The 25,690-nt window shown below is 40.7% G+C and carries 20 protein-coding genes; 3 read left to right on the plus strand and 17 right to left on the minus strand.

The window, feature by feature from the left end:
• Nucleotides 1-51: 51 nt before the first annotated feature.
• The 10 genes from LQ226_RS11900 to LQ226_RS11945 form a co-directional block, all read right to left on the minus strand.
• Complete coding sequence (locus LQ226_RS11900) at nucleotides 52-2,934, minus strand: DEAD/DEAH box helicase (protein WP_231418129.1); 2,883 nt, start codon at nucleotides 2,932-2,934, stop codon at nucleotides 52-54.
• A 109-nt stretch (nucleotides 2,935-3,043) separates the two neighbouring features.
• Nucleotides 3,044-3,442, minus strand: coding sequence for a (deoxy)nucleoside triphosphate pyrophosphohydrolase (locus LQ226_RS11905; RefSeq protein WP_231418444.1), 399 nt, complete (start codon nucleotides 3,440-3,442; stop codon nucleotides 3,044-3,046).
• A gap of 272 nt (nucleotides 3,443-3,714) precedes the next feature.
• Nucleotides 3,715-6,675: a type I restriction endonuclease subunit R gene (locus tag LQ226_RS11910; protein ID WP_231418130.1), complete on the minus strand. Its 2,961-nt coding sequence runs from the start codon at nucleotides 6,673-6,675 to the stop codon at nucleotides 3,715-3,717.
• Complete coding sequence (locus LQ226_RS11915; protein ID WP_231418131.1) at nucleotides 6,675-7,991, minus strand: restriction endonuclease subunit S; 1,317 nt, start codon at nucleotides 7,989-7,991, stop codon at nucleotides 6,675-6,677. Before LQ226_RS11915 ends, LQ226_RS11910 begins: the two co-directional genes overlap by 1 nt.
• Nucleotides 7,969-10,020: a type I restriction-modification system subunit M gene (locus tag LQ226_RS11920; protein WP_231418445.1), complete on the minus strand. Its 2,052-nt coding sequence runs from the start codon at nucleotides 10,018-10,020 to the stop codon at nucleotides 7,969-7,971. The genes LQ226_RS11915 and LQ226_RS11920 overlap by 23 nt, the downstream gene beginning before the upstream one ends.
• A gap of 323 nt (nucleotides 10,021-10,343) precedes the next feature.
• The gene (locus LQ226_RS11925) at nucleotides 10,344-10,790 is read right to left on the minus strand and encodes a hypothetical protein (protein WP_231418132.1); all 447 of its coding nucleotides are present in this window, start codon (nucleotides 10,788-10,790) and stop codon (nucleotides 10,344-10,346) included.
• Nucleotides 10,787-12,799, minus strand: a complete 2,013-nt coding sequence (locus tag LQ226_RS11930) for an AAA family ATPase (protein WP_231418133.1) — start codon at nucleotides 12,797-12,799, stop codon at nucleotides 10,787-10,789. The genes LQ226_RS11925 and LQ226_RS11930 overlap by 4 nt, the downstream gene beginning before the upstream one ends.
• A 2-nt stretch (nucleotides 12,800-12,801) precedes the next feature.
• On the minus strand, nucleotides 12,802-12,987 hold the full coding sequence (locus tag LQ226_RS11935; RefSeq protein WP_231418134.1) for a hypothetical protein: 186 nt from the start codon (nucleotides 12,985-12,987) through the stop codon (nucleotides 12,802-12,804).
• Complete coding sequence (locus LQ226_RS11940) at nucleotides 12,977-17,266, minus strand: sigma factor-like helix-turn-helix DNA-binding protein (protein ID WP_231418135.1); 4,290 nt, start codon at nucleotides 17,264-17,266, stop codon at nucleotides 12,977-12,979. The genes LQ226_RS11935 and LQ226_RS11940 overlap by 11 nt, the downstream gene beginning before the upstream one ends.
• Before the next feature lie 191 nt (nucleotides 17,267-17,457).
• The gene (locus LQ226_RS11945; protein WP_231418136.1) at nucleotides 17,458-18,447 is read right to left on the minus strand and encodes a helix-turn-helix transcriptional regulator; all 990 of its coding nucleotides are present in this window, start codon (nucleotides 18,445-18,447) and stop codon (nucleotides 17,458-17,460) included.
• 277 nt (nucleotides 18,448-18,724) lie between these two features.
• Here LQ226_RS11945 and LQ226_RS11950 point away from each other — a divergent pair, with 277 nt between their 5' ends.
• Nucleotides 18,725-19,012: a hypothetical protein gene (locus LQ226_RS11950; protein WP_231418137.1), complete on the plus strand. Its 288-nt coding sequence runs from the start codon at nucleotides 18,725-18,727 to the stop codon at nucleotides 19,010-19,012.
• Between the two features lie 60 nt (nucleotides 19,013-19,072).
• On the opposite strand, the gene LQ226_RS11955 is transcribed toward LQ226_RS11950, so the two are convergent.
• On the minus strand, nucleotides 19,073-19,666 hold the full coding sequence (locus LQ226_RS11955) for a DUF4352 domain-containing protein (RefSeq protein ID WP_231418138.1): 594 nt from the start codon (nucleotides 19,664-19,666) through the stop codon (nucleotides 19,073-19,075).
• 187 nt (nucleotides 19,667-19,853) lie between these two features.
• Here LQ226_RS11955 and LQ226_RS11960 point away from each other — a divergent pair, with 187 nt between their 5' ends.
• Nucleotides 19,854-20,360, plus strand: a complete 507-nt coding sequence (locus LQ226_RS11960) for a YcxB family protein (RefSeq protein ID WP_231418139.1) — start codon at nucleotides 19,854-19,856, stop codon at nucleotides 20,358-20,360.
• A gap of 83 nt (nucleotides 20,361-20,443) precedes the next feature.
• Here the strand turns inward: LQ226_RS11960 and LQ226_RS11965 are convergent, their stop codons facing one another.
• From LQ226_RS11965 to LQ226_RS11990, 6 genes are all read right to left on the minus strand, one after another.
• Complete coding sequence (locus LQ226_RS11965; RefSeq protein WP_231418140.1) at nucleotides 20,444-21,286, minus strand: helix-turn-helix domain-containing protein; 843 nt, start codon at nucleotides 21,284-21,286, stop codon at nucleotides 20,444-20,446.
• A gap of 846 nt (nucleotides 21,287-22,132) precedes the next feature.
• Complete coding sequence (locus LQ226_RS11970; protein ID WP_231418141.1) at nucleotides 22,133-22,588, minus strand: hypothetical protein; 456 nt, start codon at nucleotides 22,586-22,588, stop codon at nucleotides 22,133-22,135.
• 51 nt (nucleotides 22,589-22,639) lie between these two features.
• Nucleotides 22,640-23,680 carry an IS1595 family transposase gene (locus tag LQ226_RS11975; protein ID WP_231418142.1) on the minus strand — a complete coding sequence of 347 codons (1,041 nt, stop codon included), beginning with the start codon at nucleotides 23,678-23,680 and terminating at the stop codon, nucleotides 22,640-22,642.
• 98 nt (nucleotides 23,681-23,778) lie between these two features.
• Complete coding sequence (locus LQ226_RS11980; protein ID WP_231418143.1) at nucleotides 23,779-24,651, minus strand: SDR family oxidoreductase; 873 nt, start codon at nucleotides 24,649-24,651, stop codon at nucleotides 23,779-23,781.
• A gap of 84 nt (nucleotides 24,652-24,735) precedes the next feature.
• Nucleotides 24,736-24,951, minus strand: a complete 216-nt coding sequence (locus LQ226_RS11985) for a hypothetical protein (RefSeq protein WP_231418144.1) — start codon at nucleotides 24,949-24,951, stop codon at nucleotides 24,736-24,738.
• A gap of 76 nt (nucleotides 24,952-25,027) precedes the next feature.
• On the minus strand, nucleotides 25,028-25,204 hold the full coding sequence (locus LQ226_RS11990) for a Fe3+ hydroxamate ABC transporter substrate-binding protein (protein WP_231418145.1): 177 nt from the start codon (nucleotides 25,202-25,204) through the stop codon (nucleotides 25,028-25,030).
• Nucleotides 25,205-25,383: 179 nt separating this feature from the next.
• Between LQ226_RS11990 and LQ226_RS11995 the strand changes: the two genes are divergently transcribed.
• A complete protein-coding gene (locus LQ226_RS11995; protein WP_231418146.1) occupies nucleotides 25,384-25,668 on the plus strand; it encodes a hypothetical protein in 285 nt (94 codons plus the stop codon).
• Nucleotides 25,669-25,690: the final 22 nt, after the last annotated feature.

Below are 25,690 nucleotides of genomic sequence, written 5' to 3' on the forward strand. Positions count from 1 at the left end.
GCATTCCAGGGACGATCTCTTAAGTTAAACGTACAATAACGCAGTCAAAGCTTAAGCGTCTTTTAAATAATGATAAAGCTGATAGTCCACAGTATTCTCCAAGATCATATCCATCTTCACCACAGGAATCTCTTTCCCCTTCGCATCAATCATTTTATTTTCTTGAATCGACTCCATGTTAGGAGTAGCCTTTCCGAAGTAATAAAACCCTTTCCCTTCATCATCGTCTTTCTTGATAAAGATATGAATCTCTGCTCCCTTTTCTGGTGCATTGATGATTTCTTGCACCTCTTTAGATTGGAGGGTTCTGTTGCTTCTCGTGAACCAACGAAGGGTATCTCTATTTATTAATTCATCTTCATAATTTACGCTAGATTCCACATCTTCTCCTTTATGATAGGTCACGAAGATGGGACATGTATTGTGTTTAGGCTTATAACCGAACATGGTTCCTTGTTCGTCATTGTCCCAGTTTAATAGTTTGCACACATCTTTCCGAGTATACTTTTTATACAAGGTGAGAGGGTTCTTATATTCACTATTTTTCCTACCTGCTACTTCAAGAACGTCTCTAACCATTCCGCTAAAGAAATCATCTTCTGCAAGAGAGGTGCTAATAGCAGGGTTTAAAACAATTTGGTTATCCTCAAATGTAGCAATAGGCTCATTCCCGTATTTCTTCTGATCCGTCATTGTAAAGAATTTTAGATTCATGATGCGTTGTAGATGTCTTTTCATTGATGCTGAGAATGATAATCCTGCTTCTTCTAAAATTCGTTCATACTCCGTGATTGTACAATCACCATGCTCTATTAGCATCGTAAGTAACAAAACTTCATGCTTTCTTTTCCCATCCAGCACTTCCTGAGATAAAAAATTCAATATGGAAGTTTTATAATCATTCAATGTGCCTATATCCTTTTCTACCCTCTTTAAGAATTCCATATAATTCTTGTTCTTTTCCATAATCACTTCCGGATCGATGGAGCCGAACTTCATGAAATCGAGTAGATAGGGGATACGGCCAATTTTATTCTTCAAGTGTTTATATTCGTCCTTTAATACTCTCATATCATTTAATTTACTGTCATCGATCGCTTTATAGATTTGTTTCTTAGCAATTTCCTCAAAGTTAATAGTAGAAACTCCATTTAAAAAATTCTTTTCTTTTAAATGCCGACGGATATTGTCCTTGTTTTGCGACTTATCACCTGATAGAGCAATGGGAATTAAATAGTTGTTCTTATAGTTTCCGATGAAATCAATGACAGATACAAACTCCTTAGAATTATGTTTTCTTAGACCTCTACCTAATTGCTGAACGAATATAATGCTCGATTGAGTTTGACGTAACATAATAACCTGATTAATCGATGGGATATCAATTCCTTCATTGAATATATCTACCGTTAAGATGTAATCGAGCAGTCCATTTTCAAGGTCATCAACCGTTTGAAGCCGTTTAGCAGAATCGTCATCTCCTGTTAGCGCTACTGCCTTCAATCCTTTCTGATTCATGAGCCGAGACAATTGGTGAGCTTCTTCCTTTCTACTACAGAATATAAGCCCTCTTACCTTTTCGCCTGAATGACCATAATAGTCTACCTTCTCTAGGATGTGCTCTACCCTTTCTTCATCCACGAGGTTTGCTAATTGAGTAGTGTCATCTACCAATTCCCCATGAGTCTCGTAATCTGTAACTCCGAAATAGTGGAACGGGCAAAGCATATCTTCCTCCAAAGCTTCTTGGAGTCTAATTTCATATGCTAAGTTATAATCAAATAGCTCATAGATATTTACTCCATCCGTCCTCTCAGGGGTTGCCGTCATTCCTAGTAGGAACTCTGGTTTAAAATATTCCATTACTTTCTTATAAGAGGTTGCTCCTGCTTTATGTACTTCATCAATTAGAATGTAATCAAATTCTTTTTCTTCAAATTGAGAAAGGACGTCATCCTTCGAGATCGTTTGAATGGTAGCAAATAAATATCTTGCACTTGTATCTTTACTTGTACCAGAAAGGATCCCAAAGTCCTCTTCCTCCCCACCAAGTACTCTTCTAAAGTCAGCCATCGCTTTTCTGAGAATCTGCTCTCTATGAACGATAAATAACATTTTCTTTGGTGCATATCTGCGCACATCAAAGGCAGATAAGTACGTCTTACCAGTCCCCGTAGCTGAAACCACAATCCCTTTTTCCTCGCCCTCTTCACGAAGTCTCTGAATAGCTTGAAGAGCGGGTACTTGCATATTGTTTGGTTCAATTTCTATTGCTTCTTTAACAGGGTTAATCTCATAAGCGCCAGGCATTTCCTGAATTTGTTCTGCTGGTCGATCGAGATTCGCTAGATAGTCGATTTCATAACGGTTAATCCAGTCCTCATTTAGAGGTACAGACTCTTTCCAAACCTCATCGAACTGGTTATTGAAATGATGAATAATTTCCCCATTCTCATGAGAGGTTAACTTAATATTCCACTCATAATTTACTTTTAATGCATGTGCAGTAAGATTGGAACTGCCTACGATAAGAGAGTGATAATTCTCATGTTCAAATATGTACCCTTTTGAATGAAATCCCGGAAGACTCGTTAACCTAACTTCTACATTCTTTAATTTAAGTAATTCTCGAAACACTTTTGGTTTATTAAATTGCAAAAAAGTAGAGGTTAAGATTTTTCCTTTAATTCCTTTACTATGTAAATCTAACAGCTGGGACTTTAAAGTGGCGAGTCCGCTCTCTGTAATAAAAGCGACGGAAAAAATGAAAGAGTGACAGTGCTCAATCTCCTCTAAAATACTAGATAGTACTGTTTCCCCGCCTGGTGACCTGTTTACTAGCAGCTTCGGTGAATACATTTCTGAATACCGGTGCCGATGATCGATGAAGCTTCTATGAAGTGAATCTTCTAGATTACGAACAATATCTCCCACAAACATTCTCCATTCTTTAACACTTTTGTAGTCTAATTGTATTATGAAGGGGCAGTGCTTTCAATAATTTAACAAAAGCTACTCTATTTCTAGAGTAGCTTAGCTGTAGTTATAGCGTTGCTTGTGATAATTTTTCAATTGCGGGCACATCAGCTGGCGCCCATTCAAGAGACTTTAGCTCATTAGGAGCAAGCCATCTGAACTCTATATGTTCTGTTAGCGTAGGGGTTCCTTGCTGAAGCTTACAATAGTATGTAGTGAGATGAACAATTCCAAAGTCGTACTCATGAACAGTATGGTCCACTCTTTCACCTACATGTACCTTGCAGTGCATCTCTTCTTCAATCTCTCTCTTCAACGTTTCCTGATGAGTTTCCCCCTCTTCAATTTTCCCACCTGGGAATTCCCATAAATGAGGAAGTGACTTATCAGGGCCTCGTTGCGCACAGAGAATTTCTCCATCGCTTACGATTACCGCGCCTACTACATGAATATTTTTCTTATCCATCATATTGTTCACCTTCTTTTCCACTTTCATTTTTACTATTATTCTACCATGTAAGAGTATCCAAAATACTTTTATAGATAATATTGCTACTAGACTTTAATTTTCTATACAATTACACACGATGATGAAAGCCTCTTCGTGTATAATTGAAAGAGGTGACCTCTATATATTCTAGAGATCACCTTTAGGCTTTTCCTAGTGTTTCGATGCCACCTCTAAATAAAACATTTTCATTTTGTTTACGTTTTGTGCTTAAACGTCAGGACGACCTTTTACTTTGTCAACTTTTCATAAACGTACTCTCCGATATATTCCTGTATTTGCTCCTGGAAGAAGTCATCACTCAAAATCTTATCGAAGAATCCCTGATTTTTATCGTATCCTTCTACGACATAATCCATAAAACGTTTTTTGAATCCGAGTTCAAAATCTTGAAATGTGTTATTTTGAGCTTGCGTTTGGAGCGTTTTATCTTCGGTTGCAATATCCACGATCTGCTGAATGTTCAACTTTTCGTGTTCTCCAAACTCCGTACCGTTTCTAGTATTTAACCGTTCTAATATGGCTGTGAGTGGATCCTTTGGAGGTTCATCTTGTTTACCCCCGCCACTCACGTCAAGGTTTACGGTGTAAGCTTCATTATCTTCCCCTAAGGAGATATTAGCTTCTTCATTTTTCTTTAGAGAATAGTATTCCAGAACAACTTTATCCTGGAGTTCTACCTTATCCCCCTTTTTTAGAGAAATCTTTTTTAAGAGGTAACGGAGGTAAACCCAAAGTTTATGCAAATCAGGATCCTCAAACGGCGTGACTTGCAATACTAACATATAGATACTGTTTAACTTTTTAGCTTTGCTGACAAAATCTCTTTTCTCTTCATCAGTAAGCCCCTCATATCGTCGCTTCGCCTGATCAATGTAATTATTGGATAGCTCTTGATCTCGTTTCGTGTGGCTATCCTTATAAAGAATGTCTACAAATCCATTAATCTCTTCTTCTTTTAAAACCATATATGCTTCAAGTTCCTGTTGAATGCTATATAGTTCATTAGGATCCAGGTCCCCTTCTAATACGGTGTCTTCATAGTAGGGTTCAAACGCTTCCCTTATGCCTTCAGGATCGTTTACAAAGTCAAGAACAAACGTATTTTCTTTACCTGGGTAAGTTCGATTCAAGCGAGAGAGTGTTTGAACGGCCTTAACCCCAGAGAGTTTCTTATCCACATACATAGTGTGCAATTTCGGTTGGTCAAAGCCTGTTTGATACTTCTCCGCCAATAGAAGGATTTGATAGTCATCTGTATCAAACTTTTGTGGTAGTTGCTTTTCAGCGAACCCGTTCATGCCAGGCTCAGTATATTCTTCCCCACCATCTTTTACGGTACCTGAAAAAGCGACAAGGGTGTTTAAATCTTTATACCCCTTCTTCTTGATGTACTTTTCAAAGGCAAGCTTATAGCGGACCGCATGGAGACGAGATGAAGTAACCACCATGGCTTTGGCCTGACCGCCGATTTTCGTACTAGAAACTTTTCGAAAATGCTCTACGATAACTTCCGTTTTCTGATCAATGTTGTGTGGATGAAGACTTACAAAACGCGAGATAGCTTTCGTCGCTTTGGCAGCTTCAAACTCAGGGTCATCCTGAATTTGTTTGGCAACACGATAATACATGTTGTACGTCATATAGTTTTGTAATACATCCATAATGAAGCCTTCTTCGATCGCTTGCTTCATGCTGTACAGGTGAAACGGCCGTGGCTTCCCGTCTTCCCCTTCGGTTCCAAACATGCGTAAAGTCGATCCTTTAGGGGTAGCTGTAAATGCGAAGAAGCTGATATTCTCTTGTTTTCCGATGCGCCGGATATCTTCTACGATCTGATCTTCAGTATCTCGTGTGTTTTTTTCCTCGTTCTGATCAAGTTCCGCCGCTTCTTCAAGCGTCAGTCCCGTTGTGAGCGCAGCCATGTTCTTCCCGCTTGTTGAGGAGTGCGCTTCATCAATGATGATTGCGTAGTTCTTATCTTTAAGCGTCCCAAGTTTATCTAAGATATACGGGAACTTTTGAATCGTCGTAATGATAATTTTCGTCTCGTTATTTAACGCGTCTGCTAGCTGGGAGGAGTCTTCCTCGATTTTAGCGACCATACCTGCTTTATGCTCTAGTTGGTAGACGGCTTTTTGCAATTGTTTGTCCAAGACTTTACGGTCTGTAACAACAATCGTACCATCAAAAACAGCTTCATTTTCATTATTGTGAAGCGTCGCTAATCGGTGCGATAACCAGGAAATCGAATTGGTTTTCCCGCTTCCGGCACTGTGCTGGATGAGATAGGATGCGCCGGGCCCATTAGCCTTAGCATCCATCACCACACTTTTCACCGCATCCCGCTGATGATAGCGAGGGAAGATGACTTTTTCTTTTCGTCGGATTTTCCCATCGTCCCCTTCCTCTTCTTCAACAGAGAGGAACACAAATTTATCGAGCACCTCAAGAAGCTGGTCGGGAGCGAGGAGGTCCTCCCAGATGTAATGAGTGCTGTGCTTCCCTTCAACAATTGGATTGCCTTTTCCGCCATTCTGTCCTTTGTTGAACGGAAGGAAATACGTATTCTCCCCGTCTAATTTTGTAGCCATAAATGCTTCACTTGTATCCATTGCAAATACGGCAATCGTTCGCTCTTTGAAACGGAACAACTGATGTTGTCCGCTTCGATCTTGTTTCCATTGTTCCTTCGCATAGGCAGCGTCCTGACCTGTAAACTCATTTTTCAGTTCAAACGCTAAAACGGGAAGTCCGTTTAAGAAGACCACAAGATCGATACGCTCTCCTTTTTTATGAACCAGTTCTTCAGTGACTGATAACCGGTTTTTCTTATAAAGCTCCAGCAACTCTTTGTTAAGGGTTGTTGGGGGCTGGAAATAAGCGAGCTGCAACTGGACTCCATAATCCTTGATCCCTTTTCGGAGGACATCGATCATACCGCGACGCTTCAGCTCCTGGTCCAATCGGAAGAGGATTTTTTTGCGGGTTTGTCCTTTATAAATCTCCGTTAATTTTCGCATCGCTTTCGGTTGTGTATCCTCTAAAAAGGCGAACAATTGCGTCGTATCGATAGCGTAATGGTTATCGTAATCCGCATTCGTCCCCTCGAAATAGCTATGCTCGCCGATGAGATGATTCTTAACCAACGCCTGAAATTCTTTTTCTTTCAGCATGTCAGGGGTATTCATTATACGTCCACCTCCACAGCTTCGCGCACATCCATTTTACCTGTTACGACTTCTGAAATGAGTGATTGGCGGTATTCTCTTAACTTTTTGATGATCCCTTCGTTTTTTTGGACTACGGCATCGATTTGGGACGTTTTTTGGTCAAGGAAGTCTGTGATGGCTTTTTGCTCATCTAAAGAAGGGACCATAAATCTTACATTACCTATAAATCCCCAATTTGTTCTGGGCATCTTAGCGCCAAAAGTGGAAGAATTAACTAATTGAATAAAATCGTTACTTAATAACACATTTTGAAGATATGTGCTCGATAAGGAATGAGAGTCTAGCACCAAAAATTCTGATGAACATTTTCCCGATAATTTTGGGTTGTAAACTTTCGCTAAATATGGTCTTAACTTCCCAAATAATACGTCACCTTCTTTAAACAGAATAGAAGTTTCACCTGATTCGTCTGTGGACTCCTCTTTATTACGAACTAATTCGCCGGTCCCCCCCTTTATATGCTCTAATCCAATGTAAGGTAAATCAGCGTCCTTTTTACTCGCATTTTTCGCCCTTCTTTTAACTAAGTGCTTTAACTTTTTGACTTCCCAACCCTTAGGAATCTCCCCAATCCATTCAATACCACTATCTTTCATCGACGTCTCTGGGTCTAGCCCGCGGGTGACCGTTTCTGTTATCAGCGATTGTCGGTATTCTTTCAGTTGTTCGATGATCCGCTCTTTCTTCTCGATCGCCGCATCGATTTTCGCCGTTTGTTGGTCGAGATAAGTGGCTATCGTCAATTGTTCATTTAGACTAGGCATATGAACTTTGAACTTACGTATTGTTTCCATACCTAAAGACTTTCTTGTAGAACCTGTTGAAAATAGATCAGATTGTAACTTAATCGGAAGGCTGTCAAGGTAATAATAGATATACCTAGAAACTACTTGTGAACTATCAGTTTTTATTAGACATAGAGTAGCCGATAACGAGAACCTCATTCTATATTTATTTAGCATGACAGGGTTGCCTAATGTAGCTACTCTACAAAAAACAATATCACCTTTTTCTTTAGTAAACCTCATTTCTTGTGCCTTTATAGAACTTTCACTAATCATTCTACAAGTATCAACATTAATACTTCCATCCTTATTTAGGTCTCTTATCCCTACATATGGCATCCCCCCATCACTCACCATAGAAGGAGCTCTATGACTTGGTTCCGGGTCTATTACTTGAGCCACCTTATTTAAGGCTGTCACACTCCAGTCTTCTGGAATTTCGCCAATCCATTCGATCCCGCTGTCTTTATACGCGCTGTATCGCTTCATCGAATAATCCCTCCATTAAACCTAGTAGTTCCTCTTCTTCTCTCTGAATGTCGTGCTGGATGTCCACTGCCGGACGAAGCGACTCATAGTTATAGAAGTGGCGAGTGAGCGGGATATCATACCCTATTTTCGTTTTCTTATCATCAATCCAAGCATCGGGAACGTGCGGCAAGACTTCACGTTTAAAGTAGTCTTCTATATTTTCTGTTATCGGTACGTTTTCTGTATCCCGAAGCGTAGGATCAGGTTCCTTGTTCCCTTTTTTGTCCTTACAGACATCAGCCGTTTTGTCCCGTTCAGCTAACCCCATTAGAATAGATTTAAACAAACCAGCTTTCACGTCTGGATGATCTTTGAATAGGGGTTCTAAGACACCTAAGAACGTTTCGCGATTTTTGTAAACAGTATCGGAGCGATTCGCTTTCAGGATGTTCACAATCACCTCTTGAAGTTTCTGGCCCTCTTCATACTTTGTGATTTTTTTCTCGTCTGCAGCTGTCTTCTTTTCTTTACCTAACAACTCCTGATATTTCTCCTCATCATATAATCTCGAGAACGCTGCTTCTCCGTACAAACCCTCGATTCGCTCATTAGAAATTTGGAAGTTCAATTGCAAGGGCTGTTCCACGGTGATTTTGTGGTAACCAAAGTCTTCGTTATCAAAGATTTTGCTGTTTTCACCCTCTTTAAACTCACCGTACAGACGTGTGAGTTCTTGAATGTGCTTACCTGTGAGTTCATGACGTTTTTGCCCCAGGCTTTTCTTCATTGTCGTGTAATATTCCCGTGCATCGATGAGCTGAACCTTACCCGTTCGAACAGCGCCTTTTTGAAGATCATCGTTTTTTCGGTTCGACAGAATCCAGACATACGTGTTTATACCTGTGTTGTAAAACAACTGGTCTGGCAAGGCAATGATCCCCTCAACAAGGTCATTCTCTAACAACCAGCGACGCACTTCACTCTCTCCACTTCCTGCATCCCCTGTAAACAAGGGAGAACCACTCTGGATGATTGCCATACGACTTCCCTTTTCGTCTTGTTTCATTTTAGACACCATATGCTGCATAAATAAAAGAGACCCATCAGATGTACGCGGTAGTCCTGCTCCGTAACGACCCCCGAATCCTTTTTCCTCGTGCTCTTCTTCAATTGGGGCTTTGTAATGCTTCCAGTCCACGCCAAATGGCGGGTTCATAAGCGCGTAACGGACTTCACGACCTTGGTGACCATCCTGATCTGTAAGAGAGTTACCGAAAGCAATATGACCTGCATTTTGTCCTTTAATCAATAAGTCGGCACAGGCAATCGCGTACGATTTCGGATTGAACTCTTGACCAAACACTTCAACCTGTGTACTAGGATTTAAAGCTTTAATGTATTCTGAAGCCTCTGAAAGCATACCTCCTGTACCACAAGCAAAGTCCCCAATCTGTACAATCTTTCCGTCTTCCATCAATTCTGACTGGTCTTCGTTTAATACGAGATTAGTCATAAGCTGTATGACTTCACGTGGGGTATAGTGGTCCCCTGCTTCTGCGTTTTCAGAAAAACGACGGATAAGTTCTTCAAAAATGTATCCCATTTGCATATTGGATACTTTCTCTACACTAAAGTCCATGCTCGCGAACAACTTTAAGACATTATAAAGTAGGTTGTACTGATCCATCTTTTCAATTTCATCTTCAAAATCAAAATGCTCAAAGATTTCGCGCACATTTTGAGAGAATCCTTGTATATAGTTGCGTAAATTCGCGGCGATGTTATCCGGATCCCGTAGAAGTGTTTTGAATGTAAATGGACTTGTATTATTAAAGTCATATCCTGCCAACCGATTCAAAATTGCGTCGTGTCTGACGGTTTTAGCTTTTTCCAGAACCTGATCCTTAGTTGGTTCTAATAATGAGTCAAAACGACGTAACACTACCAATGGCAAAATCACATCACGGTATTCTTCCTTTTGATAAGGCCCTCTTAGGATCTCGGCATTTTTCCATATAAACTGAACATATTCATTGTTATTTGTCATTTCCATTCTATTTTTGCCCTCCCATGGACATTCTTTGTTGTTAATTTATAATCAAACATCTATTTAAATCGAAACAAATCTCCTGCATTTAAACCGATATTGTTTTTACTCTTAATCTCTCATACCACCTGCTGCATAATATATAATTTTAGGGACCCTTGCGGCTATCGTCAACAAACTGAGAACTTGAGGGGGGAGTTTCTAAAACTTAATAAAGACCTGTTGATGATCGGGTTCATTACCTATCCCTCATCAGCAGCTAGGATATGCCGGCAGCGTAGTATGGAGCAAGGAGCTTATTTAATGGGAACCTTATAAACCACTTAAAACGGCACTTCCTCCATCTCACGACTAACATGAGCTGCCAACAAATACTGAGCCTCAAATTCCCTCCCTGGGATAATGGTTACCTCTCCACCTTCACTATAAGAAACAAGGTTACTCCAGACGTTTTCTATAAGATAAGTGAACCCTTTATCCGCTTCTTGCTCCATTTGTTGAAAGAGTTCTTTATAAAATAGTAACTCCTGGTTATGTTTATAAGCTAGTGCAGATAGAGAAGTAAGTTGATACTCTGTAAACGAATTCGCCTGGCACAGTTCTGTGAGGTTAACTTGTTCATCTAGTTGACCTTTTGAATTAGTCATAAAGCAGCAAAGTGTGAAGAACTCACTATGTTGTTTAATTAAACTGTTTCTTAGAAGTTGTTTATATAACGGCAAGTACTCTGGACGTACGCGTACTCTTAGTGAACCAATTTCTCCTATCATGATGAGTACCCTCCTTGCGTGTAAAGCTGCTCTTTAACTTGTGTGACGCCTGGCTCAGTACTCTCTAGAATGTAGTACTTCCCAACTACCCCCATTTGTTCAAATTTGTTCTGAGCATTCTGATCGTATTCGCGATCTGTCACGAGTAAGACCCACTGTGACGTGATCTGTGGAATGAAGCTCATTAGGTTCTCCTGGTGGGTAGATGACAGGCGACCAAATGGTGTATCCATAAATAAAGGCATTTCTAAAGTGTTCGATCCACCCGCTACTTGAGCTAATGCTGTAATAAAGCTTAATGAAAGAACTTGTCGTTGTCCTTGTGAAATGTTCGCAAGGAACGGCTGATTGAAGGCATTTAGCACATCAAGTGAATAATCGGAACGAACTTTCACTTCTTTTAAGTTTTCTTGTCCACTTTCATCCAATAAATAGCTTAAATTTTGAGTAGCAGCAATTTCTAAATCCTCCATAACATCCTTCTCGAACTTACTAATGATTCTCTTCATAGCTTCAAGAGAGGCTGATAGAGTTTCTTCTTTCTTCACTAGCTGCTGGTGAGCTCCGCTTTTCACTTTTAAGTCTTTAATTTGGAGGTTAACTTTCTGGATTTCACTTTCGATCCCGTCTAGTTTTTCTTTGACCTGGTCCATCTCATGTCTTTGGTGAGTCTGTTTTCTAAGGAGATCTTCTCTCTCTTCATTGAGAGATTGAAGTTGTTCTTCACCCGTACCACTTAATTGTTGATTAAGTTTTTCTACCTGATAAGAAAGGTCGTCCACACTTTGTTCAGCATTTTTTATGGTTTCTACCTGATTCTTTAAATCTTCTTCTTTACCATCTAAAAAACCAATTAATTGCATAACCTTCGCTTTTAATTGATGGTAATCCTTGTTAGCTTCCTGGTTCTGAACAGCATGATAAAGAGACTGGAGTTGCTGATATTCAGTAGATTCTTCAACAAAATCACGACCACATATGCAAGTCAAGTCCTCCAGTAATTCCTGTATTCCTTTTGAACTCATCACGTCTTCTTGACGTTTCTCACCAAGATAGAGGTCTAATTGTTTCTTCACATCAAATAGAATATCTCTAGACATAAGAAGAGACAGCGTATCACTGAAAGAAGTCAGTGCGTGCTGAGAATGTCCTACCTGTTCCTTAGCATAATCAAGGTCTGATTCAAGTTGTCTCCTCTGTTGTATGAGTTCTTTCTCTTTCTCAAATCGTTCTAGCTCATCTTCAATTTCTTGATATCGATGAGCGTCATTTGAAAGGGTATTTTCTATGTTTTCTTTCTCTGCTTTGTACTCTTCCCTTTGTTTCTGTAGATCTTCTCTTTTTTGAAGAGCTTGACGATATTCCCCTGTGGAATGATTTTGCAATTCCTTATTTGTTTTCTTTAAAAGGTGCTGGAGAACTTGTTTCGATTTAACAGCTTGATCAATCTTTAATAAGTTCCTAATTCCCATAGAGATCTCATTTTTTTGATCCTGATTTGTTCTGGTTAACCTTTCAATACGTTCTCCATCAAAGAAGAAGTAATGTTTCACTCTGTCATCTAGAATGGAGTAGACAAGTTCGTTTATGTCTGCTTTTCTCGTAAGGGTTTCATTGTCTTCTACATTTTTTAACCATAGATCGTGATCTTCTTCTTTTACCTTCCCATTTGTTTCGATGCGAGCAATTTGACTTCTATGTAAAATGTAAGAGTTTCCCTGGTGAGAAAAGTGAATTTCTACACATGTTTCAATCCCTTTATTCTCTCTCTCCTGGTCTTCTTTTAGAGCTTTGCTATTGGCTAAGAGCAGCCCATCACCTTTTGCATCCTGTTCTAAGAAACGATCCCCAAATAAGGCAAATAACAGGGCTCTATAAATTCCCGTTTTTCCCCGGCCATTTTCCCCAAGGATAACGGTAACCATTTGGTGCTCATCAACAGCAAAGTCAATGGTTTGGTCTCCATAGAATTGGCGAAAATGATTCATCGTTAATTTAGAAATAATCATAGTTAGCCCCTCCCGTCCTGTTGCAACATTCCATCGATTTTACGTTCCATTCTTTTGGCTGTTGCTTCGACCGATAATGACCGATTGTTTACTTCATCCAATGTGAGGGATACCACTTGTCTGACGAGGGGATCTTCCTCGTCGACAAGTTCTTTCATCTTCTGTATTAAATCATGTTCATGATTCATGAGTAGTCTCCTTTAACAATTTCATTACGATTTCATCACCTTCGATTGTAAAAGGTGCTTCATCCTCTTCCAAGAGGTCTTCCGCTTCGCTCAATAGTGCTCCATCCTGTGAATATTTAACTTGCCTTAAGTAACGATAAAAGTCGTGGACTTTCGCACTGGAGTTAAATTGAGACGTTAAGATATATGTTATAAATTCAGGATTACTACTATAAGGCATCACTGTCTCAAATGCTGCTACAATCCAGTTGTAAGAGCCAATAAGCTCCCATCGATGGTCATTCTTTAAGCAATCCGTTAGCAAATCCTCTGTCCATGGGACATAATTGTCTAATGGAGGGAGATCATTAGGATTAAATAAATCTCCGATCGTTATTATAGGAAGGTCTCTGACTCCCAGTAATTCATTCAAACGAGCCAGGCAGTACTGATGCAACTGTTCTTGTTTCTCTTCGTTCCAATCAATCACGTCTCGATGAACATACTCCCCATATTGTCCTCTAGTGTAGTAGAAGATATCGTTTGATTTCTGTAGTACGTTATCTAATATTTTCTCGTGACCTCCGAGTTCTTCTGTAATCCACTGATACACTTCTTCTCTTGGTACTTCTCCACCAGCTTCTATCAAATAGTCTTCTACAAGAGACGTTATAGAAAGGTCATCTTTATTGATGTCGCCATTAGTCAGATATGGATACCTGGCAAAATCCAACGGTCCCTCATATAATCGTTCTAAGGTTTGATAAAGGAGATAAGAACTCACTATGCCCTCACTAGCTAAATACGTTTTCTTCTCTTCGAACACTCGACCAATTTGAATAATCGTTTGGTCTTCCAGCAGCTCTTCTAGTCGTTGAATAATAGGACGGAAGAAATCATATGGAATATGTTCAAAATACGACATTAACGTATAATGGGCATGTTTGTACTGGATGATAGAATCATCATTCCATAGATTGTGTTGTAAAGTGAACTCCTTCCATCCTCTTTCATGAACAAACTCATTTCTTAGTACATCATAAGGCACTGGCTCACCATATTCATGGATAAATTCACGTATCCATTCTACGTTCTTCCTTAGTTCTACTCCAGCTAATGAAATCTTCGGAAATTTCAAATAATCTACTTCTTCAATGGGATGCTGCCTTAATAAAGTATAAAGCGCATACTCGTTTGGGATTCCTCTCTCGATGGCCTCTTCTTTTACAACTCTGAATAACTTATGAATATTGACCGTTGACACTTTTGATAAGAAATCAAGAGCCTGATATTGTACTTGAGCTAACCAGTCGATATCCGGGTGCACAAACTGATGATAAATATACGTCCCTCTTCCCCACATTAGGAACTTGTGAGCAGCGTCTTCCCTATTACTGACGATACTTGTGAAAGAACGTTCACCGCCAAACTGACCTGGCATAATTTGATTAGCCTTCTCTATCAGTTCATCTTCTTTTCGAAAGATTTCTACACCCTGTGGATACTCCGCCATAACCATCTCTACTACGTCGGCCTTATTTAGGGTAGTTAAGACACCTTCCCCATTCTGAAACCAATTCATATAAGGAGAGCTTACATCTTTAATAAAAGCGCTAGGAATGTTTAATTTGTGGGATAAAGCTTCTGCCCAATCTTCAAGCTCTAATCTTGTAAACACCTTTTGGTGGAAGAAATCTTTTACATTCTCATATATAGATTTCTTAACATTCTCATACTCTTCACTGTTGTATGAAGTTAGATACAAGTCTTCTAGTCTAAAGTTTATATTAAGCATGTTTAAACATTCTCCCATCATATAATGGGTAAATGTTTTGCGATCGAGCCATTTATTCGCTATTACTTGAGAATGTTTCAACATCTGCTGAACTTCGTTGACCCATTTTTCTCCCTGGAGGAATAAACGTTCATTGAACTTAGCAATAACCTGACGAACCCTTTCCCTCGTTACACCTAATGCTTCACCCATCTCTTCTAGAGTAAGGTGATCCCCTCTTTTAAAAGCTTTATATTTCATTTCCATTAGCTTTAATTGGCGTGGGGTGATCTTATGCTTCTTTTGCAACTCAACTGAATCAGGAAGTTTACTTACTAGCTCTTCATGTTTAGTAAAGTAATAATGAAAACGTTCTTCAGCTGTCATTTGATTCAACTTCTGTGAATACATCAACTCGTTCTTAACCGTCTCCATGATGTCTACAAGCTGTTCAAAGAACTGTTTCACTCTCGTTTTCCCTATTTTGGGCCAAGAAGTAATAGACTCTAAATCTACCGGCAGGTCACCATAAACCCTTATGCCTCTCTCACCGAACTGTTCCAATATCGACTTTACCCCTAAGAATCGATCTGTTTCAATGTCTACGGTTCTTATGATCTCAGGGATTTCAATTTCATAATCTTCAAATACTACCATAGTACCCTGCTCAAATTGACTACCATTCTCACCTTTAGTGTTTATACTCTTCGACATAAGGGCAATTTGATTCCATAATTTTTGCACGGCACCAGGGCCTACTCCTTTGAATTGAAGGTGAAGGTCGTCCAGATTTTCTGGTAAATCATTCAATGTAAAGAAGCCTTTTTCTTGTAATTGACGAACTAAAGCACGCACTCCTTGAAAGTTTGTGGTGTTTAGTGCAACTTCTCTTAGGTTAGCATCTATTGATATCCATTCATTGTCTAAGGAAATGCTTCCTGCGTTTTCTGCTGGAACATGCGTTTCAAAGGGTTCTTCCCCTTCTTCTACCCATGTTTCTTCATGTTGAGAAAGAAAAGTCAACACTTCACCATATAATTCCTTAAATAACCACTTTAAAGAGGATAGAAATAATCCGTTGAGTTGATTCGTATTTCGAATTCCTACTTCTGCAAATCGTTGCGTGTAAAGTTTAGGTAACCAAGAGGATATTGCTGAATGTTCCTGACTACGAACAACGATGACTTTGTCTTCACCTTCAAAATGAACTACAGGCTTAAATTGTGATAACTTCTCTGTGAAATCTACACCAAGAACAAACAAATGTTGAACCACTTGATAAAAGAACTCCCGATCAGTGCGGTATAAATCCCTCAGAATATCCTCATCTACATCTGCTACAAATTGAATTCCTTTATCTTTAAGCAAAGATAGAGCTGTTTCAGCATAGCTTTCAATTGGAGTGTTCAAAAGATGATTTGGAACAAACAATTGTTCTTTTTGGGTGTAGTCTACTTTGTTTACAGGTGCTAATTGCACAATAAATGTTTGATCCTCTTTAACTACATACTCAGCTTGCTCTGAATAGGTTTCCTCTGTTTCAGGCAGCTGATAAGATTCCTTGGTCTCATCCTCTTTACTGCTATTACTAGATATCTCATCTACCTTACTTTCTTCAACTTTTTCTTCACTTTTAAATAAGCGAGCCTTCTCTTCCTCTTCTGTCTCGCGCCATTTACTTAGCATAAACCAGGCCGGGCGACGTTTAGTAGACTTAGAGCCTTTCTTCGCGAACCGGAAATAAATGTTGTATTTCTTTAAAGGGAATAGAATCTCTTTCAAAGACCAATTCCCAACTACCCAAATAGCTCCTTTATTCGCTCGCTTATCAAGCACTTCTAAACCATGCTCTTTAAGGTATGAGAATAAAGCAAAAGATTTCTCTTTAACCTCACTCTTAGTTTCTTCTTTTACTTTAGGTTGAGGGACTTTTTCACCATCGTTCTCATTATCAGTTTTCGGTGGCTCTTCCTTCAATTTCTTCAATTCTTCTATTTCTTTTTTCATTTCTGCCCACTGCTGGCCTACAACCGATTGGAGAGAGTCGTTTAATAAGGGTTGTAACATGTTAGCTAACTCTTCCTTATCAACCCCTTGATTGGCTCTGGGCTTGGGAAGGCTGTATTCTGGTACGGCAAAGTCAAAACTTATGTATAATTGAACATACCAACAAGAAAGGTCATAAATGATACGATGCGCTCTGATTGCCACTTCTACTTCTCCAAAGTTAGGCTCATGAGCTGCTTTATTCCCCATCTTTCGTAGCCAATTAAATTTATTAAATATATCTTCTTCTATCGCTTCTCTGCGCAATAGTTTCTCTAAACGTTCCACATGCTTTACTGAAAAGACTTCTTCAGTGCCTTCGTGTTTGGCCACTAGTTTTCCTAAATGTTCACCAAACAAACGAGCCTGAACCAAAGTACTATTTGGCTGTTCAAACAAAGAAGCCTCAATCTTTTCTCCTAACGTAACAAAATCAGGAGCGACTTCTTTCATGAATGAGAATAAAGATTCCGTTGTCATTACATGTACTCCTTTTAAATAATTGTAAGTAGATTACCAGTAAATTTTATCATAAGATACCATCTTTAAGAGAAGAGAGCCTTAGATATTTATTGGTAATATGATCCTATAAAACCAACTTTTATTCAATGATTCTAGCATAATTATATTATAAAGGGTGCTCAATAATTTGCGCACCCAACAAAGGTTCCCTACTCCAATCCATACCCCTCAAACATAGCCCGGACTTCCTCCCGAACCTCTTCCTTCAACGCTTCAGGCGAAACGACCTTAGCCTTCCGCCCCCACTGCATAATCCAGGCGACTAGCCCTGTACTCATCTTGGCCTTCGTTGACAGCAAGAAATGCTCCTCATCCACTTGCTGAATCGAGGCGTCGAGGCCGAACCGGTCGAGGACGACGTTTAGGAGAGAGGCGTGGAACTGGACTTTGATCCAGGTGTTCTCTCCTGCGAACATGTGGAAGCTTTGGTCCACGTAGTCTTGGATGTTGATCTCTTCTTTGCGGAATCGTTCTTCTGACAAACGGATGTTCCGCATGCGGTCGAGGCGGTAGTGGCGCATTTCTCCAGTGCCTCGGAATCGGCCGATTAAATAGTAGAAATCGTTTTGCCAGATCAGGGCGTAGGGCTCGACCTCGTAGGTGCTTCCGTCGCGGTTGTATTCGAACTCTTTCTTCATATTGTATTTGCCGTATTGGTATAAAAGGACCTTCTGTTCAGCGATGGCCGTATGTACGTGATCGATGTTCAGTTTCACAAGCTGGTAGCCATCGTTTGCGGATTGATTGAACAGCAAGGGATCCGGTAATGTCTTTGCGATATGTTTACTCGTCAGGTTCTTAATGCGCTGGATCAGATCCTTCTTCTCCTTCTCTGTAATGAACTTCGCTGATAGGACAGCGTCGTTTAACAGGCGGAGCTGATACGTTTCAAACACGCGGTCCTGATAGCTGTAGAGCGTTTTTCCGAAGTCGCCTTTGTTCTGGATCACTTCGAATCCCGCTTCTTCTAGAACTTCCATGTCCCGCTTAAGCGTTCGTTTATCGAAGTTCGCCTCAGGACCGAAGACGAATTTCAGTTTCTCCATAATTTCTTTCATACTTAATTCGTGTAATTCATCTGTTTCTTTGGACAAGATCTCCTGTAGCTGTAATAATCTAGTGTTGTTGTTTACTTCCAATTTTGAGACCTCCTCTTTTCATTTCCAAATTCTATTGTAATCCCCGGAGTCCCTACAAGACTACCATTTAGAAGACATTCCACTATTTGGTCAAGTTCCATACAGAATTTTCCGTTTAGATCCTTCTAGATAGGGTAGAAATATATAACTACCATGACCGCCATTTGGTGTAATATGTATATTCCACTTTCATTTATAAAAACCTTGAATCGCTTTTTTTCTATAAAGGCTATTCATTTTAGCCATGACGACAATGGTTTTCCAGGGGGTATAAACAATGGCAAGCGGATGGATGCTGATCTTGTCTCTTGTTGGGCTTTCGATCGTCCTGAATGGGATGGTCATGGTTCAGACAGAGGTGAAGCAAAGTCCAGTCAAGAATGCGATGATCCTTTGTTTAGGGCTGCTCGTTTTCGTGTTTCTATACTTGGTTCCCTACAGCTTCTGGCGACTGACCGGATCTCCCGTTCACTGGGGCGGCGTTCTCGCTGTTGGTGGATCTTTAATGGGTGTGGTGGTGTATGTGTTCTGGTTATACTCATTCCGGCTAAAGAAAGCATCATGAGTCATACATAAAGGAAGCCCGCTCCCGTATAATTTGGGAACGGGCTTTTTCATTTTGTGCTTATTTCAAGTTAATGTTTACGCTCTTCGTGCCCCAGAATCCAGCATTGGCTTTTAACGTCAGGCCACTCATGTCTACATCTGAGCCGACTTCAAAGACGATGATTCCGTTTTTCTTAAGACCTGGGTTGATCTCTTCTAGGAACAGCATTTTGTCGTTCGGGATGACCGTGATCAGGTCCCCATCATTTTTCGGGCTGTATTCTGTGCCGTCTTCACTGACAAGGGTGAAGAAGTTTGAGTCCGTTGTGATCGCTTCGCTCTTGCCGTTGTTAATCGTTACATCTAATACGATGAACTGGTTGTTTGTCGTTACTGGTTCTGCGTACTCGTTGTCTGGCTCGATCGTTGTTTTGCTTTCTGCGTTATTGACCGTAAACCCAATGTCGTCGATCGTTGCTGTCTCACCGATTCCGATCGTTTCCGTTTGTTCTTCTTTCGTTTCTTCTTTTGCTTTGCTTGATTCTTGACCGCTGCTTTCATTTCCTGAAGACGTTTCCGCCGAGTCGTCCCCTCCTGTGGCTACGGCAATAATAATGCCAATCACCACAATGGCTCCAATAATGGTTAAACATCCTGAGAATAATTTCTTCATGATTCATTCCTCCTGTTTCTTTGGTACCCTCATCATATAAAAAAGGGTGAGCAAAAAAATGTTCACCCAACACGTGTTCTCTTTTTCAAGTTCATAAAGACCCTTCTCTATCCGAGACCAACGACCTATAAGCGTGTATAATCAAGTCAGAGTTCGGGTATGGAATACTAGCTAAAGGAGTGATCGTTTGGAGAATCAAGAATCCGTTACCGTCAGCGGAACCATTACATTAGATGAATTCAAGAAGTACCAGGCCTACCATTTACGGAGAGTCAACCTGACCTTTTTCTTCGGACTATTGGTGCTCTTTACCCTGATGTTCGTGACCGTTATTGATGCGATTTGGTTTGTGAGCATCTGGTTTGCTGCCTTATTCGCCCTTATCCCCTCTGGTCTTTTTCTTCTTTTCGTGAAGATGTTTAACCGGGTTCGGGCGAGGCGAGAATTCTCAAGTGATCACCTCGCGCAGAATGAGATTACCTACACATTTAGCGAGGAAGGCGTCCATCAGAAAGTGAGGCGGTCGGATACGTACTTTGAATGGAGAGACTTCTCCTCATTCAGAGAGTACCCCGAGCTGTTCCTCATGTATGTATCGAAGCGTAAGGCGATTTTGTTGCCGAAGCGATACTTTAAAGACTGGGAAGAGCTGGAGCAGTTTAAAAAAATTGTTCAAAAGCATATGAAAAGATAAATCAAGCGGCACGGGCAACAGACCCATGCCGCTTCTGTCTGCCCTTCATAAACTCATTTCCCCTCTCTTGTACACTTCATAAATCAAGCTTCCTCCAACCAATCATAATACACCGAATCCCCGCCCCGAATCGTTTCCTTCCGCTTCTCTTGTCTACATGCTTCAAGTACACACGTGTACAAATAGCCGCGGAACGTACTCTTGACCTTGCCTTGTTTGTAAGCAAAGACCGCCTGCTTGAATGTGCGTGTGATCTGTTCGATGTAGGCTTCGATTGTCTGATGCATCCCTGCTTTTTTATACGCTCGATGTATGCACACCCATACCCCATCCACTTCAACAGGGGAGTAGAATGGTTTGGCTGCTTGAATAAAGGTCTCTGGAATGTAAGAAGGCAAAAAGGAATAATCCATCCGGAATTCTCCGCCCGCTTTTCCTTCGATCTTCTCACTCTTTAAAAAGGGTTTCTCTCCCTGCTTCTTCTCTGTTTCCTCGCGTAAATTTGGCTCAGATCCGTTGGGAGCATTCGGTCCAGGCTCTTCGCCTACCGTGTCACCTAAGGTGTCAGGTAGGGTGTCATCCCGGTGCGTAGAGAAATCTGTTCCATTTTGAAAGATTAAGAGATTCACACCGCGCTTGCCATTTGGACGTGTCGTTTCGATCCGTTTTAATAGATTCATCTTCTCAAACCGATTAATCGTGCGGATGACTGTGCTGCGACTACGCCCGGTGCTTGCGACAATGGTGCTCACTTTGGCAAACGACACACCAGGATATTTCACAGAATGTCGCCAGATATACGTTAAGATCTCAAGATTCCCTTCAGACAGCTCCCATTTATACTGACGAAGGAACCCTCTTACCTGTTCATCTAATCTCGCGACGGACGGAAACGATTGATATGCTTTCAGATGCTTGATGTGCATCAGAATCACCTACTTTAGTCTTTTACCTTATAATCGCTTCCAGGTGTCCAGGAGGTGCCTCTATTTTCTTATTTTTTCCACAAAGACTATATTATAGTTTAGTTATTTTATAAGCTTGTTCAATACCCGAAGCTGAGACACTTAAGTGTAGATGGGGTCGTTCGACGTTGGCACAGGACGTGACAACTTCCTCTGCCTCCTCGGGCAAAATTCGTGCCCTGCGGGGTCTCGTCGACCTCTTTATCCCGCAGGAGTCTCCCAGTTCCCCAGACCCCCCTTATCTAAATTTGATGGGACGGCCCTCCAGTTAGATCGTAGAATAGATTCAACTCTATTCCCTAATATGGCATGTTTCCGTTCTTCCCAATATGGCAAAGGTGGTTCGGGAAATTGCGAGACTCCTGCGGCAGTAGGAGCCAGTCTAGTTCCAGCGTGGAGGACCTAGCGAGACAAGTCATCTTTTTTCCAAAGGCTTATCGCCTTTTCCAAAAAGCTGTCTTGTCCGTACGGTCCTAGGCACCACGCTTGCACATTTCTATCTAGGGGAGACCCCACAGAGAGCGCAAGCGAACGAGGAGGCTTCCCAGCTCGCCGCTGAAAGCGAGTGATTTCCCGAACCACCTTACGCACAGACTAACGCTAACGGAAACATTCTCATTTTCAGGTGCTCCTTATTAGGAACTTCTATGTAAAGTATAAAAAATCAACATTCCACTTTAACAGTGTCTCCATAAAAAAAGAACTTCTATTTATAAGGCTCTGTTAAATAATATTGTTGATAATTAAATATAAATCAAGGACCTCAAATAGGTCCTTGATTTTAGTTATAATTGAAGAAATAAATCGTTAGTTTAATAACCACGGAATATTCAATTGAATCTCGAACTGAATTGTTGGCATTGGAAATCCTTCTGGAACTAACGCTAAATCATCACTGAAGTCTATTTCAACACCATTATATTTAACAAAATCAGGTGATGAAACTTCGCTACCTTCCTTAGTAGGAACCCAAAGTTTGGGTCCTTCAATTATTCTGCCGACAATATGATAAAATGCACCGTATAAATGTGTGCCATTTTTATTCTCCATATATTCAGAAACCTCTCCCTCCTTAAGAGGGTCAATACCAAGTAAATTAAAAAGGTCTTTAATCTCTGGCGGTAACTTTTCACAAACTAAAACATAATTAGCACAATAATCACAATCACAATCTTCGGTGATTAAATGATAATTATCATAAAATTCTTTGGTTTTATTAACATCTACCTCGATAGTCCAAGAGCCTATCCTTGTTTGTTTCATACAAACCCCTCCCTACGAGTCGCATTTGTTTGCCATACTGAAAAAATAATACTATGCCTTAAATGAAGATAATCTTAATCTATCGTAAGTAGCATTGGTCGATAATAAGCAACTATCAATAACCATTTTACTTACGGTTGCGGAATCATTACGGAATCTGATTACGTCCAGGAATTGAAACCAACTCAAATAGTGGTCGAGGTATTTTGTCGCCACACCATTGAAGCGGTCCATCCAGCCTTTCAAGCGGCTATGATAGTTATTGACATTTTGGATATGGTAAAGCCCTTTGACTCGTTCCTTCCCGTCTGATTTGAAGGGATAATGCTCTAATCCTTTATCTTTTGCATAGGTTTTGAAAGCTCGCCACGCGTCAGTACATAAGGTATTCGATTTGGATAGCTTGGAGCCAATTGCCTTCTCTAAGCGGGATTTTACAATACGTCCTTGCCCAATCACTTTGGAATAAGTCAATTTTTTACGGTCTCTGGCAATCAACACACAAACCTGTTCTCTGCTGATGCCACGGAACTGAGAAGCACCGCCACGCTTGCGAGCTTTACGTCCTTTTAAATTTCGTTTCCCTTTTTCAGAGTACAAGAAATAGGTCTCGTCCATTTCGACGATACCAGAAAATTGGTCGAAATCCATTTGTTTCAAAGCGGATAAAATCTTATGCCTCCAATAGAAAAGGGTGACGTAGTGGACTTCAATAATCTCAGATGCCTTGCGTAAAGAGTACCCTTCAATCATACACTGAATGAAATCCAGCCATTTATGAGGAAGGTGAGACCCACGTAAAGGAGTGTTCGTGAAATCGGTAAAAGTTTTCCTGCAATCTTTGCAGCGATAACGCTGACGTTCCATTGTTTTCATTCCTACTTTAACGGAATACTTCCCGAATCGGACAACATTATTTGAATGACAGTGAGTGCAAGTGTAGCCATCTTTATGTTTCTGCTTAGCTACCTCCTTAAAAATGGGTTCACTTGCAGAAAATGACGCAAGAGATTTGGTGAAAAACTCTTTCAAACGTAGTTGGTCTGAGGTATTGAGTTTTTGAATCTCCTTAATAATGTCTGTTAATGTCATTTGAAACCACTCACTTTTGTCCTTATTTATATGTCTATTTTAGAACAAAAGTTCGTTTTGCCATTTATAAAAGAAGTTCTTACCTTCGCCTGAGAGGGTTAACGAGACGCTTCTCCCTCTTCAAAATACGTCTTCAAATCGATTTTCCCGTAAGGCTCGGCCACCACGTCATGGGTCATCACATAGAAGAAAAATTGAAATAAGTCGTACTGCTTTTTGTTCGTGATCCTCAGGAACGGAAGCATGGCCTTCACCGTCCAAACCGGTATGGAGGTGATTTTGGCTTCTGGGTTCACAGTCTGACTAGCGAGCTCTGCCATTTCCCGGTAGGTATACACATCAGGACCACCGACGTTCAAGGGCGAGTGCTTCTCAGAAATGGAGCGCACGCAGTAGTATGCCAGATCCTGCCCGTGGATCGGGTTCATTTTGTTGTCTCCCTTTCCAAATAAGAGCACCCGCCCCTTCTTCGCCATCGAGGCAAACTCGGTCATGTCAGAGAAGTAACCGGTCGGGTTCACGATAGTCGAATCTAGATCGCTTTTTTCTAATTCTTGGACAAACTTTTTCTTCGCCTGAATAAGAGCAGATGGGCAGTCTTCAGCACCGTGCACATTTATATACATGAACCGCTCAACCTTGCTTTCTTCTGCCTCTTTCAGCAAGTTAAGGTTCCCTTTGTAATCGACGTCCTTGAACGTTAATTTTCCTTTCTGCCTTGTAAGACCAACAGAAGAGAATACGTAATCCACATCGGAACAAATCCCTTTCAGAGAAGCGGGCTCAGCTACATCCCCCACGACGAACTCATCGACTGCTTCCATAATAGCAGGAGACGAGAATGGACCCTCTTCCTTCATCTTTTCTTTCGACCGGACCAACACTTTCACGCTATACCCGGCTTCTTTAAAGGCTTTGACCACATATCGCCCCAGGTACCCGGTAGCCCCGGCCACTAATACACGCTTCATAACGGCACACCCTCCCACAGAAAATTGTTTACTTGATTGAAAAAAAATAAAACTCCCGTCATCGGAAGTTTACAGAACGAGAATCTAAACCCGCTTTCGATTATTTATGTAAGACTTCACCACTTCGTTTGATAAATAAGCTGTTAACGGAAGTATTCCTGCCAGATAAAGCAACACGGTCAGTATATCGACAACGTCATTGCCATTCCAGGGAAAATGGTAGTAGATCCACTTATAAATAGAGGTGGTAATGGGTAACAGAAGGATAAACCCTATTCCAAAGAACACTTTGTCTCTCACTCCACCCTCCCCCTTTCCAGCTAAACGATTTCCATTTCCTTCATTATATCACATGACAGAGGAATCTTTTCCAGACTCACTGAGCGCTTCCATTTTCAAAGCACTCTTCACAAATAAACCGCGCTTCGTTATTGAGGTACGCCTTGATCTCTGTCATTCCTTTACGCTTTGGATAGCGCATCTTCACATACACCAACTCATCCCCCTGAATTTCTTTCCCACACACCATGCAGGTCGGTTTGTCTCCGAACATTCGATTTCCCTCCCTTACCTCTTACCTTTTGACGATAGAATAGCATAGATCTAGATCGGTTGAAATGGATGCTCCCATTTTTTAGGATGAATCTGCGTGAAATTATTGTAAAATATCCATATGTTTGAAAGAATGTAATTGGAAATAAGTTCCGCTATGAATTTAGGGGGGGAAGGTACTTGGGACGAAAAACAATCCATATAATCAATATATTTCTTTTGGTCGTACTGACAGTCTTTAATCTTTTAGTTCTATTTGGGTTTGGGATGAGTGCTACGGGAGTTACGGCCGATGTGTGGTTCGGGGTCACGGCTTCTTACCTTATTTGGGCGATATTGTACACAATTCAAATAAGCATGCATTCTAAAAGAGCGCGAATCTCAAGTCTTGTGTTAAGCGTTGTTCTCCTGTTCGTCTGGTCTTCTGGGTTAGGTGATTTTATTGGGGGAGCGATCTTTATGTAGCGTTCTCGTCATCATAAAAAAG

The organism is Pontibacillus sp. HN14 (assembly GCF_021129245.1).
Taxonomy (GTDB): domain Bacteria; phylum Bacillota; class Bacilli; order Bacillales; family BH030062; genus Pontibacillus.

Excerpts from the sequence above, each read along its gene's own strand:
- LQ226_RS11905 (WP_231418444.1), bottom strand. The coding sequence starts at position 3,442 with ATGGATAAGAAAAATATTCATGTAGTAGGCGCGGTAATCGTAAGCGAT.
- LQ226_RS11910 (WP_231418130.1), bottom strand. The coding sequence starts at position 6,675 with ATGAATACCCCTGACATGCTGAAAGAAAAAGAATTTCAGGCGTTGGTT.
- LQ226_RS11915 (WP_231418131.1), bottom strand. The coding sequence starts at position 7,991 with ATGAAGCGATACAGCGCGTATAAAGACAGCGGGATCGAATGGATTGGC.
- LQ226_RS11920 (WP_231418445.1), bottom strand. The coding sequence starts at position 10,020 with ATGACAAATAACAATGAATATGTTCAGTTTATATGGAAAAATGCCGAG.
- LQ226_RS11925 (WP_231418132.1), bottom strand. The coding sequence starts at position 10,790 with ATGATAGGAGAAATTGGTTCACTAAGAGTACGCGTACGTCCAGAGTAC.
- LQ226_RS11930 (WP_231418133.1), bottom strand. The coding sequence starts at position 12,799 with ATGATTATTTCTAAATTAACGATGAATCATTTTCGCCAATTCTATGGA.
- LQ226_RS11935 (WP_231418134.1), bottom strand. The coding sequence starts at position 12,987 with ATGAATCATGAACATGATTTAATACAGAAGATGAAAGAACTTGTCGAC.
- LQ226_RS11940 (WP_231418135.1), bottom strand. The coding sequence starts at position 17,266 with ATGACAACGGAATCTTTATTCTCATTCATGAAAGAAGTCGCTCCTGAT.
- LQ226_RS11950 (WP_231418137.1), top strand. The coding sequence starts at position 18,725 with ATGGCAAGCGGATGGATGCTGATCTTGTCTCTTGTTGGGCTTTCGATC.
- LQ226_RS11955 (WP_231418138.1), bottom strand. The coding sequence starts at position 19,666 with ATGAAGAAATTATTCTCAGGATGTTTAACCATTATTGGAGCCATTGTG.
- LQ226_RS11965 (WP_231418140.1), bottom strand. The coding sequence starts at position 21,286 with ATGCACATCAAGCATCTGAAAGCATATCAATCGTTTCCGTCCGTCGCG.
- LQ226_RS11970 (WP_231418141.1), bottom strand. The coding sequence starts at position 22,588 with ATGAAACAAACAAGGATAGGCTCTTGGACTATCGAGGTAGATGTTAAT.
- LQ226_RS11975 (WP_231418142.1), bottom strand. The coding sequence starts at position 23,680 with ATGACATTAACAGACATTATTAAGGAGATTCAAAAACTCAATACCTCA.
- LQ226_RS11980 (WP_231418143.1), bottom strand. The coding sequence starts at position 24,651 with ATGAAGCGTGTATTAGTGGCCGGGGCTACCGGGTACCTGGGGCGATAT.
- LQ226_RS11990 (WP_231418145.1), bottom strand. The coding sequence starts at position 25,204 with ATGTTCGGAGACAAACCGACCTGCATGGTGTGTGGGAAAGAAATTCAG.